This window comes from Roseburia sp. OM04-10BH (genome assembly GCF_003462605.1).
GTDB lineage: Bacteria > Bacillota > Clostridia > Lachnospirales > Lachnospiraceae > Roseburia_C > Roseburia_C amylophila.
Genome location: NZ_QTZI01000018.1, coordinates 1 through 13,737 on the forward strand (window position 1 = coordinate 1; position 13,737 = coordinate 13,737).

The following is a 13,737-nucleotide window of genomic DNA, read 5'->3' on the forward strand; positions in this document are numbered from 1 at the left end:
ATTACGTTTTTCTCAAAATCTTTCAAGGTTATTTCACTGTTCAGTTATCAAGGTTCTTTATTGTATCTCTCAGACACAACTCATTTAGTATAACATCTTATTTCTTATCTGTCAACAACTTTTTCCAAAAAAAATAAATTTCTTTATCTTTGGAAAAAGCGGAGAAAGAGGGATTTGAACCCTCGCGCCGGTTGCCCGACCTACACCCTTAGCAGGGGCGCCTCTTCAGCCTCTTGAGTATTTCTCCATATCTGAACTTTCCAAATAAATATGATGTTGTCTGCGTACATGACGCATAGATAATAATACTAAAACTATTTCACTTTGTCAATCACAAATTCAAATTATTTTTCACTTATTTTTTTAGAGCATTTTAAAGCTGGATTTTCTTATATTTTTCTATTGCTGTTTCATAGAGGTTGTTGCCATCTCTGTCTATCACAACTATTACCGGGAAGTCTTTTACTTCCAGCTTGCGGATGGCTTCCGCTCCCAAATCTTCATAACAGACAATTTCTGATTTGGTAATACATTTAGAAAGAAGTGCGCCTGCCCCGCCGATTGCTGCAAAGTATACTGCTTTATTACGGATGATGGCATCTATGACTTCTTTGGAACGTTTTCCTTTTCCAATCATTGCCTTTTCACCCAAATCCAATAGGGTTGGTGCATACTTATCCATACGGGTTGCAGTGGTCGGACCTGCGGAACCGATTGGTCTTCCCTCTCTTGCCGGTGATGGTCCCATATAATAGATTGTGGAATCTAAAATGTCTATCGGAAGTTCTTCTCCTCTTTCTAAGACTTCCATCATTCTCTTGTGGGCTGCATCTCTTGCCACATAAATCGTTCCTGTTATGTATACATAATCTCCTGCATGAAGCTCTGCTGTCTTTTCTTCTGTTATCGGTGTTGTAATATATTTATCCATTCTATCACCTGTTCTTTCTATAATAAATAATGATATTTACCAGCTTTTATAATAAATCTATTATAATGCCTTTTCGTAGCACCACCAGTCTTCTCCATAAAGATCCGATTCACCACATTTTGTAAAATTCAATTTCTGATAGGAACGCATTGCCCTTTCATTTGTCTTACTTACCAGAAAATGCACACCTTTCATGCCACTTTTTTTTAATTCTTCCATGGTCTTTTGAATCATAACGCGTGCCATTCCATGATTCTGTTCTGTCTCTCTTATGACAAGACGAGCCAGCTCCGCGGATGGCTCTAACTGCTTCGACCAGCAGGTTAATGCATTTACTTCCGTATCTTCATCAATTGAAATTGCTCCGGCTATTTTATGGGCATTATCTTCTATTATAAATAATGCCTGATTTGCAAAATCTTTTGCAATGGTCTCCCGGCTTGGATATGTTTCATCCCAGGTGCAGCCTTCTGTTCCCATGGCACTCTGGTATAAAGACAGTATTTCTTCTGTATTTTCCGGATGTGCCATTTTAAAATGATATTCTTTTCCTTCTATTACAATTGCGTTCATTTTAAATCTCCCTTACCACATGTCTGTTTACATGACAACAGATGTTCACTGCCACCGGAAGTCCTGCTATATGTGTCGGGTATGTATTGATGTTTACCTTTAAGGCTGTAGTTGTTCCGCCTAATCCGCCCGGTCCGATGCCTAACTTATTAATTTTATCTAACATTTCTATTTCCAGATTTTTTACATAAGGTATTTCAGAATAGGAATCTACGCTTCTGGTTAATGCTTTTTTTGCAAGAATCGCACATTTTTCAAAGGTGCCTCCGATTCCAACGCCTACTACCATTGGCGGGCAGGCATTTGGACCTGCATCAGCTACTGCAGTCATGATGGCATTTTTAACACCTTCGATTCCTTCTGCAGGCTTCAACATGAAGACGCGGCTCATATTTTCACTGCCGAATCCCTTTGGTGCAACAGTCATTTTCACTTTATCGCCTGGCACAATGGAATAATGTATAACTGCCGGAGTATTATCTTTGGTATTTTCACGAATCAGTGGGTCTTTTACGACGGATTTCCGAAGATATCCTTCCACATATCCCTGACGCACTCCTTCATTAATGGCATCTTCTATAGCATCACCTTCGAAATGAACATCCTGTCCTACTTCTATAAATACTACTGCCATTCCGGTATCCTGACAGATTGGAATCTGTTCCTCATCTGCAATCTTAAGATTATCCTGTAACTGATTTAATATTTTCTGTCCTAGTTCAGATTCTTCCGTTGCAGCCGCATTTTTCATTGCTGCATCCATATCCCTGGATAAATAATAATTTGCTTCAATGCACATTTCTTTGATATTTTCTGTTATTTCACTTGTTTTTACTGTTCTTATCATTTCTGTCTCCTTTAATGCATCTGTACTTCCGGTAAAATCTCATCGATATCCATATAGTATTTTTTAAAATTATCCGGTCTTGTATAAATTTTTACCATATTATTTTTCATCATTCCCGCCGGATAAAAGAAAATGTTGCGGCTGTGAAATGTATGGATGCAACCATTTATATCCTGATATCTGGCATATATCACATAAGGGCATCTGCCATTTACGTTTACATTATAATTCATATCTATATTTGAAATTTCTGCCATAATGTAATAGCCGTTATCTACAATTTTCTTTAAGCTGCTTTTATTATTGTAATGCAATATCAAAAAAATGACACCAATCAGAAAAAAGAAAAGTCCGGTTCCGCCAAAGATGAGTCCTAACATTTTAAAGGCTTCCTCTTTACCGGACTGTGTCAGAAAAAGGATTCCCATTATTAAAAAGACAGAACCCAGCCCTGCAAATATCCATCCTATTATCATGATTGCGCTTATCCCTGTTTTTATTTTCGGTTTCATATTTTCCTACTTTCTTATATTGATTTTCTTTAATTTCTGCAAAATCTCGTTATGATGTTTTGATTTCATATCCGGGAATGCTTTCATAAGACGGCTGGATACTGCATTCTTCTTATGATATAATTCGTTATATTTTTTACGCAGCTCTTCTAATTTTTCTTTTGTCTCATCTGCTACTCCGGTAATTTTCTTCTTTGTATTTCCTGCTGCTTCATTTAATTTTTCTATTCTCTTATCATTTGCAGTAGCCAGTTTTTCTTTCTTTTCTTCCAGTTCTTTTATCTGCTCTGCATGTTCTTCTTTAAATTCAGCTGATTTTTCTAATGCTTCTTCTACATTTTCATAAATATTCTCACCAATCTGGTTGGATAATACTTTTATTTTTGCTGCGATATCATCCATCAGTTTCAGTCTTCGGTTAAATTTCACAATGGTAGATACTGTTACTGCTACATCAATGGCAAATCCAATCATGATTATTGTAAGTAAAACTACTCCTACAATATGTGGAATCAGCCGGATAAATCCATAGATTACCGGATGAATGATTAACATGATAAAAGTACAAGCCAATCCCCAGAAAATTGAAAATTTCAGACATACATATCCCATTATATTAAAGGGTTTATCCGAGTAATCCCACCATTTATTATGAAATACTTTTTCCATTACGAATCCTGTTATAAATTCCAGAACTGATGTCAATAGGAAGGAACCTAAATATAATATCAGTAAATTTTTCTTTAATGGTGTCAGTAACACAACCACGATTAATACTCCACATCCGTAAATTGGACAGTATGGTCCGTTCAAAAATCCTCTGTTTACAAAGATTCCCCTATCCAATGCTGCATATGATACTTCGCTGCACCATCCAATAAATGCATAAATAATAAAAATCCATAGTACTTCATAAAATGTCTGTGGCATCTTTAATCCCCCATTATTTTTTGAAAGGGCGAAATCATGATACAGTGATTCCGCCCTCTTTTTTATAAAGTTTTTTATTCTTCTTCGCTATCCTGCTCTGCGCGGTTAATTAATTCACCAAGCTCCTTGGATATCAGCTCTTCCTCCGATGCTGATGCATCTTCATCTTCTTCTACAATAACACCTTCTGGCTGTTTCGGCTCCGGAATATCATTTTCCATAATGGATTTATCTTCTTTTACCTTAGCCATGCTGGCTACAGTTACTCCGTCATTTACATTAATCAGTTTTACTCCGGATGTTACTCTGCCCAAAAGTGCTGTTCCATTTACCGGAATCCGAATGATGATTCCTTCTGTGGTAATCAGCATTATTTCGTTATCCTGATTTACGGCTTTGACACCGATGATATTACCGGTCTTCTCGGTAATCTTGTAGCACTTCACGCCCTTACCGCCACGGTTTTGTGGTGAGAATTCAGACATCAGGGTGCATTTTCCAAGACCTTTTTCAGATACAATCATCAGTGCATCACCCTGGGTATTTAACTGCATTCCTACGACTTCATCGCTGTCTGCTAAATTCATACCGATAACACCCATGGATACACGACCGGTGCTTCTTACATCTGTTTCATGGAAACGGATACACTGGCCATATTTAGTTACTAAGATGATATCTTTATTGTTATCTGTTTTCTTTACTTCAATCAGTTCATCATCATCACGAAGGTTGATTGCTGCAAGTCCTGTCTTACGGACATTTGCATATTCGCAGATTGGTGTTTTCTTCACAATACCATTCTTGGTTGCCATAAAGAGGTATTCACCTTCTTTGTATTCCTTAATCGGAATAACTGCGGTGATTTTCTCACCCGGCTGAAGCTGAAGCAGATTAATAATAGCAGTTCCTCTGGCTGTTCTTCCTGCCTCCGGAATCTCGTATGCTTTCATACGATATACTTTTCCGCTGTTGGTAAAGAACATCAGATAATGATGAGAGGTTGTCATGAGAAGCTCTTCGATATAATCGTTCTCGATGGTCTCCATTCCCTTAATTCCTTTACCTCCACGATGCTGGCTGCGGAAATTATCTACGCTCATGCGCTTGATATATCCTAATTTTGTCATGGTGATTACCGTATTGGTTACCGGAATCAGATCTTCCATGGAAATGTCATATTCGTCAAATCCGATAGATGTTCTTCTTTCGTCTCCATATTTATCTGCAATCAGAAGAATTTCTTCTCTGATGACACCAAGAAGTTTCTTCTCATCTGCAAGGATTGCTTTTAATTCTGCGATTCTTGCTACTAATTCCTTATATTCATTTTCAATCTTCTCACGTTCCAGACCAGTCAGTGCACGCAGACGCATATCTACAATAGCCTGTGCCTGTGCATCGCTGAGTCCGAAGCGGTTCATTAATTTTTCTTTTGCTTCCGGTGTTGTCTTACTTCCACGGATAATGGAAATTACTTCATCAATATGGTCTAAGGCAATCAGTAAACCCTCTAACAGATGAGCTCTTTCTTCTGCCTTGTTTAAATCATATTTCGTTCTTCTTGTTACAACTTCCTTCTGATGCATCAGATAGTAGTTTAACATATCAAGAAGATTTAAGACTTTCGGCTGATTATTTACCAGTGCCAGCATAATAACACCAAAGGTGTCCTGTAACTGGGTATGTTTATATAACAGATTTAATACTACGTTTGGATTTACATCACGACGCAGCTCAATACAGATTCTCATACCCTGACGGTCTGATTCATCACGTAAATCTGTGATTCCGTCAATTTTCTTATCTCTTACCAGCTCTGCAATTTTTTCGATGAGTCTGGCTTTATTTACCATATATGGAAGCTCCGTCACAATAATACGGTTCTTTCCATTGTTCATCGGCTCAATATTGGTAACTGCACGGACACGAATCTTTCCACGGCCGGTACGGTATGCTTCGTTGATTCCGGTTGTACCAAGAATCATTCCACCGGTTGGAAAATCAGGTCCTTTTACAATATCTAATAACTCTTCAATATCGGTTCCACGATCCTGCTCTACTTCATTATCAATGATTTTTACTACTGCATTGATAACTTCTCTTAAGTTATGTGGCGGAATATTGGTTGCCATACCTACCGCAATACCAGTTGTACCATTTACTAAAAGATTTGGAAATCTTGATGGCAGTACAACAGGCTCTTTCTCTGTCTCATCAAAGTTTGGCATGAAATCAACGGTATCTTTATTAATATCAGCAAGCATTTCCATGGAAATCTTAGAAAGTCTTGCTTCCGTATATCGCATTGCTGCAGCTCCGTCACCGTCTACGGAACCGAAGTTACCGTGACCATCTACCAATGGATATCTGGTAGACCAGTCCTGTGCCATATTTACCAATGCTCCATAGATTGAGCTGTCTCCGTGTGGGTGATATTTACCCATGGTATCTCCGACAATACGGGCGCATTTTCTATGTGGCTTATCCGGACCGTTGTTCAACTCTATCATGGAAAACAGTACACGTCTCTGTACCGGTTTCAGACCATCCCTTACATCCGGCAAAGCCCTGGCTGCAATTACACTCATGGCATAGTCTATATAGGATGTTTCCATCGTTTTCTTTAAGTCTACGTCATGTATCTGGTCAAATATCTTGTCATCCATCTATTCTTCCTCCTAGATATCCAGGTTCTGGACATACTTCGCATTTGCTTCAATAAAATCACGTCTTGGTTCTACTTTATCACCCATTAAGGTGTTGAATGTTACATCAATTTCAGATGCTTCTTCTTCATCCATTACAACACGACGTAAGATTCTCTTCTCAGGATCCATGGTTGTCTCCCAAAGCTGCTCGGCATCCATTTCTCCTAATCCTTTGTATCGCTGAATCTTATTATTACCGTCTCGTCCAATCTCTTTTAAGATATTGTTGAGCTGTTCATCGCTGTAGGCATACCAGACATTTTTATTTTTCTCAATCTTATAAAGTGGCGGCTGTGCCAGATATACATAGCCCTGTTTGATTAATTCCGGCATGAAACGATAAATAAAAGTAAGCATCAGAGTACTGATATGGGCACCATCCACATCGGCATCGGTCATAATAATAATCTTATGATATCTTAATTTACTGATATCAAAATCTTCATGAATACCGGTACCAAATGCTGTAATCATGGCTTTAATCTCAGCATTTCCGTAAATTTTATCAAGTCTTGCTTTCTCTACATTCAAAATCTTTCCACGAAGTGGAAGAATTGCCTGGGTTGCACGGCTTCTTGCAGTCTTTGCGGAACCACCGGCGGAATCTCCCTCGACGATGAAAATTTCGCAGTTTTTCGGGTCTTTATCAGAACAGTCTGCTAATTTTCCAGGAAGTGAGGTTCCTTCTAATGCAGTCTTTCTTCTGGTTAAATCTCTTGCTTTTCTCGCTGCCTCTCTTGCACGCTGTGCCAGAAGTGATTTTTCACAAATGGTCTTTGCAACCTGAGGATTCTGCTCTAAAAAGTATGTAAGCTGCTCACTTACTACGCTGTCTACGGCTCCTCTTGCTTCACTGTTACCAAGCTTCTGCTTGGTCTGTCCCTCAAACTGAGGCTCTTCAATCTTAATACTTACAATAGCAGTTAAACCTTCACGGATATCATCACCGGAAAGTGCCGGCTCAGAATCCTTTAAAATCTTATTTGCCCGCGCATATTCATTAAAAGTTTTGGTAAGCGCATTACGGAAACCTGCCAGATGTGTTCCACCCTCCGGCGTGATGATGTTATTGACAAAGCTGTACGTAGCTTCGTTATATGCATCGTTATGCTGCATAGCAACTTCAACAAGAACCCCGTTTTTCTCACCTTCACAATAAATAACCTCCGGATACAATGCTTCCTTGCTCTTATTTAAGTAAGTTACAAATTCCTTAATACCGCCTTCATAATGGAATACCCGTTCTTTTACAGGCTCTTCCCTGTCATCACGAAGTGTAATCCTAAGATTCTTTGTCAGGAATGCAGTCTCTCTTAAACGCTGCTTTAATGTATCAAAATCATATACGGTTTCTTCGAAAATGCTTCCGTCCGGAGAAAAGGTTACAGTAGTACCGGTTTTATTTATATCACATTTTCCGACTTCCTTCAGTGGATACATGGTATGTCCACGTTCATAACGTTGTTTATAAATCTTTCCATCGTGGAAAATCTGTACTTCCAGCCAGTTAGAAAGTGCATTTACAACGGATGCTCCTACACCATGTAATCCACCGGATACCTTATATCCTCCACCGCCGAATTTTCCGCCGGCATGCAATACAGTAAATACTACTTCTACCGCAGGAATACCTGCTTTGTGGTTAATTCCTACCGGAATTCCACGTCCATCATCTTCTACGGTAATGGAATTGTCTTTATTAATCGTAACGATAATATGGGTACAATAACCTGCCAGCGCTTCGTCGACAGAGTTATCCACAATTTCATATACCAGATGGTGAAGTCCTCTCACAGAGGTACTTCCAATATACATTCCAGGTCTCTTTCTTACTGCTTCCAAACCTTCCAAAATCTGAATTTGGTCTGCTCCGTATTCCGTACTCATCTGTATTCCTCCTATTCACGGATTATTTTACATTTCATTTTTTTCACTTACTGTTCCGCTTATGACTTCAAATATTTTATCAATCTGGAAGCGGTTTTTTACAAATTCATCCAGACCGGTACAGGTAATGACCGTCTGAATATCATGTATACTATTAAGCAGATAATTCTGCCTGTTACTGTCCAGTTCGGAAAGCACATCATCTAAAAGAAGTACCGGTGTATCATGGATACATCTTTTCACCAGCTCTATCTCTGATAATTTCAGTGATAAAGCAGAAGTTCTCTGCTGTCCCTGGGAACCGAATTTACGGATATCGATATCTCCTATAAAAAAGGAAATATCATCTCTGTGGGGTCCCACGGAGGTACTGCAGTATTTTCTGTCCTTTTCCTTCGCCCGGTTTAATTCATCTTCAAAAAAAGCTTCTTCGATATCCGGCTCATACGTCAGCGTCAGCTGCTCCCTGCCACCGGAAATGCTTTCATGGATGCCCCGGACAATTTCATTTAATTCTTCTACAAATCTCCGGCGCCGGCTGATAATCCGCCTGCCGTAAGAAATGAGCTGCATATCCCACACGGATAACGTATTTTCCAAATCCGGATGAAATACCATATCTTTTAACAGCTTATTGCGCTGATTTAAAACTTTATTATACTTGGTTAAATCAGAAAGATAAATTTTATCCAGCTGGCAGATTTCCGAATCTAAAAATCTTCTGCGCTCGGAAGGACCATTTTTGATAATATTTAAATCCTCCGGTGAGAAAAATACCATATTCAGCACACCGAAAAGCTCACTTGCCTTGCGGATTGGCACACCATTAATGGCAATTCCCTTGGAACGGTTCTTCTTCAGATGCATATCAATCTGATAACTCATCTGATTTTTTTCTACCATAGTACGGATATGTGCCTCATTTTCACCAAAACGAATCATTTCTTTATCGCGGCTTCCCTTATGGGATTTCGTTGTTCCGCTGACATAAATGGATTCTAATATATTGGTCTTTCCCTGGGCATTGTCCCCATATAAAATATTGGTTCCACCGTCAAGATTCAGATTTAACTCTTCATAATTACGGAAATTCTTAAGTTCAATGGACTTTATTATCATTTTACAATCTTTATGGTTTCGCCCAAAGCTTCCACTACATCTCCATCATATAATTTCTTGCCACGCTGTACTTCAACTTCGCCATTTACCTTAACTTTTTCATCTAATATTACAAGCTTGGCAGTGACTCCGGAGTCTACGACTCCGGCAGCTTTTAACGCCTGTCCCAGCTTAATATATTCATCCCGCAGCTTAATTTCCTGCATGATTGCCTCTCTTCCTGCCTCTGCAAATCCTAGTTTGCAGCTGCATTAAAGTTTACCGGAAGAATCAGATAGATAAAGGTCTCATTTTCATCCCGGATAAAACATGGTGCCTTTGGATTTACCATATAAAGGGTTACTTCTTCTTCATCAATGACACGAAGGGCATCGATAAAGAATTTCGGATTGAATCCAATTAAAATATCTTTTCCATCTTTGGTAATATCAATTTCTTCATTCATGGAACCAATGAAAGAATTGATTTTTAATTCCATCTTATCATCTGTTATATTCATGATAATCGGCTTCTTATCTCCCTCTTTTACTAAAAGGGTAGCACGGTCGATACAGTCTAATAATTCACGTTTGTTAATCTTAACCTTTGTCTCATAATCAGAAGAAAGCATCTGTTCAATCTTAAAATACTCGCCTTCAATCAGACGGGAAACAACGGTGGTATTGCCAAATTCAAATACAATATGATTGTCTGATAAATACATGCTGACATCTTCGTCAGCATTTCCCGGGAGAATCTTGCTGATTTCCTGTAAAGTCTTTCCAGGAACAACCACTTTCTTATGCTCATAATTATTTTTCAGTTCTATATTACGGATTGAAATACGGTGGCCATCCAGTGATACAACCTTTAAGCTGTTCTCATTGATTTCAAATAATTCTCCTGTCATCAGCTTATTATTATCATTATCTGCAATAGAAAAGATTGTCTGGCGGATTACTTCTTTTAAAGTAAACTGTGAAATGCTGATTTCTTCATTTCTTTCAATATATGGAATATAAGAAAAATCTTCACCGGATTTTCCAATGATATTGAATTTTGCTTTTTCACAGGTAATGGTTGTCTTAAAGGAAGAGTCTGTTTCGATTACAACTTCATTGTCAGGAAGCTTTCTTACGATATCAGAAAAAACTTTTGCATCTAATGCGATAATTCCTCTTTCTTCAATCTCTCCTTCTATTTTTGTTTCGATTCCAAGTTCCATATCATTGGCAGTTAATTTAATCTCACCGGCAGAAGCATCTATTAAGATACATTCTAAGATAGCCATGGTCGTTCTGGTTGGTACGGCTTTGGAAACAATGTTTACACCATAAAGTAAATTTGATTTTGAACAGATGATTTTCATGTTGTTCATAACTCCTTTCGACATATATAAATATAATATTTAAAAAGAAATTAAACGTCTTATTCTTAGGGGATGTTAATAAGTGAATAATCTCTGCAACCCTTAATTCATAAGCATTTAAAAAAATTTTGTTACTGTATAACCTGTTTAAATGACTGCGGATTGTGTCTTAATAAAAAGTGAATAAATTTTTATGTAAAGTTAACATAATTAGTTATCCAAAGCCATTCCACAGCTAGTTCACAAATTATAAACAGAACCCTGTGCATAAATTAATTTGGGTTAATTTTTTTCTTAATGGTATTTAAGAGATTTACGGTTGCTTCATTAGTCTGTAATTCAGCTTCTACCTTATTAATACCATGAATTACGGTAGAATGATCTCTTCCTCCTAAGAGTTCTCCAATATTTTCTAAGGAAACCCCAGTCATATTTTTGCAAAGATACATGGCAATCTGTCTCGGCTTTGCAATATCGTTGCTGCGGCTTTTAGAAATCATCTGCTCTTTTGTAATATGGAAATGTTCGCATACCACATCAATAATAAGCTGTGGAGTAATCTCCCTCGGCTTGTCCGGAGAAATAATATTCTGAAGCTCTTTCATGGCTACTTCCATGGTAATCTCAGTCTGTTCGAGATTGGAGTAGGCAAGCAGTTTATTTAAAGCACCTTCCAGTTCCCTGATATTAGACTTAATATTAGTAGCAATGTATTTTAAAATTTCATCATCTAAATGGAAATTATCCATTTCTTCTTTTCTTCGCAGAATTGCCATTCTGGTTTCATAATCCGGAGAACCGATGTCAGCAGTCAGACCGCATTCAAAACGGGAGCGGATACGTTCTTCTAATGTTTCCATATCCTTTGGCGGCTTATCAGAAGAAATAACAATCTGCTTCTTAGCAAGATAAAGCTCATTAAAGGTATGGAAAAATTCTTCCTGTGTACTTTCTTTTCCTATAATAAACTGGATATCGTCGATTAAAAGTACATCGATATTACGATATTTCTCACGGAATTTTGTCATAGCTGTATTATTGCCATTTCGGATGGCTTCAATCAGTTCATTGGTAAAAGTTTCCGAAGAAACGTATAAAATCTTCACATCTGGGTTATTGGACTGGATAAAATGTGCGATGGAATGCATCAAATGCGTTTTACCAAGTCCTACGCCTCCATATAAAAAGAGTGGGTTATAGACTTCTCCCGGAGATTCTGCAACAGCCAGTGAAGCTGCATGAGCCAGTTTGTTATTATTTCCAACAACAAAAGTATCGAAGGTATAGTTTGGATTCAAACTGGATTTGTCAATACTTTCTGTATTTACGAAAGCCATTGGTTTCGGTGTACGCATGGATTTTGCCTGCTCCGGCAGTACAAATTCGATTTCGTAATCCTTTCCAATAATTTCAGCGACTGCTACTTTAATAGGAAGAGTGTATTTCTTGGTAATGTAGTTAAGCCCCATCTGTTCGTCCGGTACCAGTATGTATAAAGTATTGTCTTTGACATCAAATACCTTAAGTGGTTCTAACCAGGTTTTAAAAGAAATGTCAGTAAGTTCATGCTCTTCCTTGACAGTTCTTAAAATTTCTTCCCATTTTTCAATGATCTGTTCCATAAAAATCTCCATGTTTCTATTATTTAAGCTTTTTAAAGCTTCTCATATTTATAGCATTATATAGAATCCTACTCTTTTAATAATAAACTAAATGGGGCAAATTATCAATGAGAACTTTTAAAGGTATAGGTGATAAGCCTAATGTGAATAAAGTGGATAAAAAAGCCTTTATTTTAGCGGAAAAAGCTATTCAAAATTAAGGCAGGGTCATTTTAACAACAAGTTATCCTTAAATTATCTACAGGTTATGAACAGGTTATAAACAATTGTGGATAACCTGTTCATAAAATTTTGATATATAAATTTTATGGTATGGAAGGAAAAAAATGGATACTAGATATAGATTAAAAATAGTTTCTTCCTTATATATATAGTAGTGTAAAAATTAATTACCGAAAAATGCAGGTTTTACTTGACTTGACAGGTTTTTTTGTTATAATTGTACTGATGTTTTCTAGCATAGAGGAGGTGGATTATTATGCATAAAGGTAAGATGACATTTCAGCCAAAAAACAGACAGAGAAATAAAGTTCATGGTTTTCGTAAAAGAATGAGTACAGCAGGCGGAAGAAAAGTATTGGCTGCAAGAAGATTAAAAGGAAGAAAGAAATTATCAGCATAGGCCACAACTTTTGTGGTCTTTTTCTTCTTATTACAAGACTTTTTTAAGGATTAAAAAATGGACTCATTGAAGAAAAACAAAGATTTCCAGAATGTATATCGCAATGGTAAGTCTTATGCGGACAAGTATCTGGTGATGTATGTTCTGGAAAATGGTTTGGAATCGAATCGAATTGGAATCTCCGTCAGTAAAAAAGTAGGAAATAGTGTAGTAAGACATCATCTGACGAGATTATTAAGAGAAAGTTACAGACTGCACGAAGAGATGTTTCATAGTGGTTGGGACATTGTAGTCATCGTAAGGGTGTCAGCAAAAAATGAAGGTTATCACAGGTTAAAGAGTTCATTGCTGCATCTTTCGAATCTTCATGGAATTATTTAAAGATAATATCGAAAAGAAGATGGAATGATTTTGAAAAAAATTTTAATTGCAATCATTAAATTTTATAGAAAATATCTTTCACCAATGAAAACAACAAAGTGCCCTTATTGCCCGACCTGTTCTACTTATGGTCTGATTGCCGTGGAAAAGTATGGTGCAGTAAAGGGGGGAGCACTGGCTCTCTGGAGGATATTAAGATGTAATCCTTTTTCAAAAGGCGGATATGACCCGGTTCCATGATTAGGAGGTACGTT

14 protein-coding genes and 1 tRNA gene are annotated in these 13,737 nt (G+C 37.5%); 3 read left to right on the plus strand and 12 right to left on the minus strand.

The features are described from left to right. Positions 1-159: 159 nt before the first annotated feature. The 12 genes from DXB43_RS13925 to dnaA form a co-directional block, all read right to left on the minus strand. Positions 160-247 (minus strand) — tRNA-Ser (locus DXB43_RS13925). Between the two features lie 126 nt (positions 248-373). Then, positions 374-931 (minus strand): Fe-S-containing hydro-lyase, encoded by a 558-nt coding sequence (locus tag DXB43_RS13930; RefSeq protein WP_117842284.1) that lies wholly within the window; start codon positions 929-931, stop codon positions 374-376. Between the two features lie 60 nt (positions 932-991). Further along, complete coding sequence (locus tag DXB43_RS13935; protein WP_117947857.1) at positions 992-1,504, minus strand: GNAT family N-acetyltransferase; 513 nt, start codon at positions 1,502-1,504, stop codon at positions 992-994. A gap of 1 nt (position 1,505) precedes the next feature. Continuing rightward, positions 1,506-2,351: a fumarate hydratase gene (locus tag DXB43_RS13940; protein WP_117842286.1), complete on the minus strand. Its 846-nt coding sequence runs from the start codon at positions 2,349-2,351 to the stop codon at positions 1,506-1,508. Positions 2,352-2,362: 11 nt separating this feature from the next. Beyond that, complete coding sequence (locus DXB43_RS13945; RefSeq protein ID WP_117842287.1) at positions 2,363-2,863, minus strand: hypothetical protein; 501 nt, start codon at positions 2,861-2,863, stop codon at positions 2,363-2,365. Positions 2,864-2,869: 6 nt separating this feature from the next. Further along, on the minus strand, positions 2,870-3,793 hold the full coding sequence (locus DXB43_RS13950) for a putative ABC transporter permease (RefSeq protein WP_117947858.1): 924 nt from the start codon (positions 3,791-3,793) through the stop codon (positions 2,870-2,872). A 74-nt stretch (positions 3,794-3,867) separates the two neighbouring features. Further along, a complete protein-coding gene (gene gyrA / locus DXB43_RS13955; RefSeq protein WP_117947859.1) occupies positions 3,868-6,462 on the minus strand; it encodes a DNA gyrase subunit A in 2,595 nt (864 codons plus the stop codon). A gap of 12 nt (positions 6,463-6,474) precedes the next feature. Beyond that, positions 6,475-8,391 carry a DNA topoisomerase (ATP-hydrolyzing) subunit B gene (gyrB, locus tag DXB43_RS13960; RefSeq protein WP_117947860.1) on the minus strand — a complete coding sequence of 639 codons (1,917 nt, stop codon included), beginning with the start codon at positions 8,389-8,391 and terminating at the stop codon, positions 6,475-6,477. A gap of 27 nt (positions 8,392-8,418) precedes the next feature. Beyond that, entirely contained in the window at positions 8,419-9,510 is a 1,092-nt protein-coding gene (recF, locus tag DXB43_RS13965) for a DNA replication/repair protein RecF (RefSeq protein ID WP_117947861.1), read from the minus strand. Further along, the gene (locus tag DXB43_RS13970; RefSeq protein WP_022242292.1) at positions 9,507-9,716 is read right to left on the minus strand and encodes an RNA-binding S4 domain-containing protein; all 210 of its coding nucleotides are present in this window, start codon (positions 9,714-9,716) and stop codon (positions 9,507-9,509) included. Before DXB43_RS13970 ends, recF begins: the two co-directional genes overlap by 4 nt. Before the next feature lie 29 nt (positions 9,717-9,745). Then, a complete protein-coding gene (gene dnaN / locus DXB43_RS13975) occupies positions 9,746-10,858 on the minus strand; it encodes a DNA polymerase III subunit beta (RefSeq protein ID WP_117699187.1) in 1,113 nt (370 codons plus the stop codon). Positions 10,859-11,130: 272 nt separating this feature from the next. Next, positions 11,131-12,480, minus strand: coding sequence for a chromosomal replication initiator protein DnaA (gene dnaA, locus DXB43_RS13980; protein ID WP_117699376.1), 1,350 nt, complete (start codon positions 12,478-12,480; stop codon positions 11,131-11,133). 478 nt (positions 12,481-12,958) lie between these two features. Here dnaA and rpmH point away from each other — a divergent pair, with 478 nt between their 5' ends. From rpmH to yidD, 3 genes are read left to right on the plus strand one after another with little or no spacing between them, the layout of a single operon-like run. Continuing rightward, on the plus strand, positions 12,959-13,102 hold the full coding sequence (gene rpmH / locus DXB43_RS13985; RefSeq protein WP_022242295.1) for a 50S ribosomal protein L34: 144 nt from the start codon (positions 12,959-12,961) through the stop codon (positions 13,100-13,102). Positions 13,103-13,159: 57 nt separating this feature from the next. Beyond that, positions 13,160-13,483 carry a ribonuclease P protein component gene (rnpA, locus tag DXB43_RS13990; protein ID WP_117947862.1) on the plus strand — a complete coding sequence of 108 codons (324 nt, stop codon included), beginning with the start codon at positions 13,160-13,162 and terminating at the stop codon, positions 13,481-13,483. A 24-nt stretch (positions 13,484-13,507) separates the two neighbouring features. After that, positions 13,508-13,723: a membrane protein insertion efficiency factor YidD gene (yidD, locus tag DXB43_RS13995; protein WP_022242297.1), complete on the plus strand. Its 216-nt coding sequence runs from the start codon at positions 13,508-13,510 to the stop codon at positions 13,721-13,723. Positions 13,724-13,737 lie beyond the last annotated feature (14 nt).

Coding starts and splice junctions, on each gene's coding strand:
- dnaA (WP_117699376.1), bottom strand. CDS start 12,480: ATGGAACAGATCATTGAAAAATGGGAAGAAATTTTAAGAACTGTCAAG.
- DXB43_RS13945 (WP_117842287.1), bottom strand. CDS start 2,863: ATGAAACCGAAAATAAAAACAGGGATAAGCGCAATCATGATAATAGGA.
- dnaN (WP_117699187.1), bottom strand. CDS start 10,858: ATGAAAATCATCTGTTCAAAATCAAATTTACTTTATGGTGTAAACATT.
- DXB43_RS13950 (WP_117947858.1), bottom strand. CDS start 3,793: ATGCCACAGACATTTTATGAAGTACTATGGATTTTTATTATTTATGCA.
- DXB43_RS13930 (WP_117842284.1), bottom strand. CDS start 931: ATGGATAAATATATTACAACACCGATAACAGAAGAAAAGACAGCAGAG.
- rnpA (WP_117947862.1), top strand. CDS start 13,160: ATGGACTCATTGAAGAAAAACAAAGATTTCCAGAATGTATATCGCAAT.
- DXB43_RS13940 (WP_117842286.1), bottom strand. CDS start 2,351: ATGATAAGAACAGTAAAAACAAGTGAAATAACAGAAAATATCAAAGAA.
- yidD (WP_022242297.1), top strand. CDS start 13,508: ATGATTTTGAAAAAAATTTTAATTGCAATCATTAAATTTTATAGAAAA.
- recF (WP_117947861.1), bottom strand. CDS start 9,510: ATGATAATAAAGTCCATTGAACTTAAGAATTTCCGTAATTATGAAGAG.
- gyrA (WP_117947859.1), bottom strand. CDS start 6,462: ATGGATGACAAGATATTTGACCAGATACATGACGTAGACTTAAAGAAA.
- gyrB (WP_117947860.1), bottom strand. CDS start 8,391: ATGAGTACGGAATACGGAGCAGACCAAATTCAGATTTTGGAAGGTTTG.
- DXB43_RS13935 (WP_117947857.1), bottom strand. CDS start 1,504: ATGAACGCAATTGTAATAGAAGGAAAAGAATATCATTTTAAAATGGCA.
- rpmH (WP_022242295.1), top strand. CDS start 12,959: ATGCATAAAGGTAAGATGACATTTCAGCCAAAAAACAGACAGAGAAAT.
- DXB43_RS13970 (WP_022242292.1), bottom strand. CDS start 9,716: ATGCAGGAAATTAAGCTGCGGGATGAATATATTAAGCTGGGACAGGCG.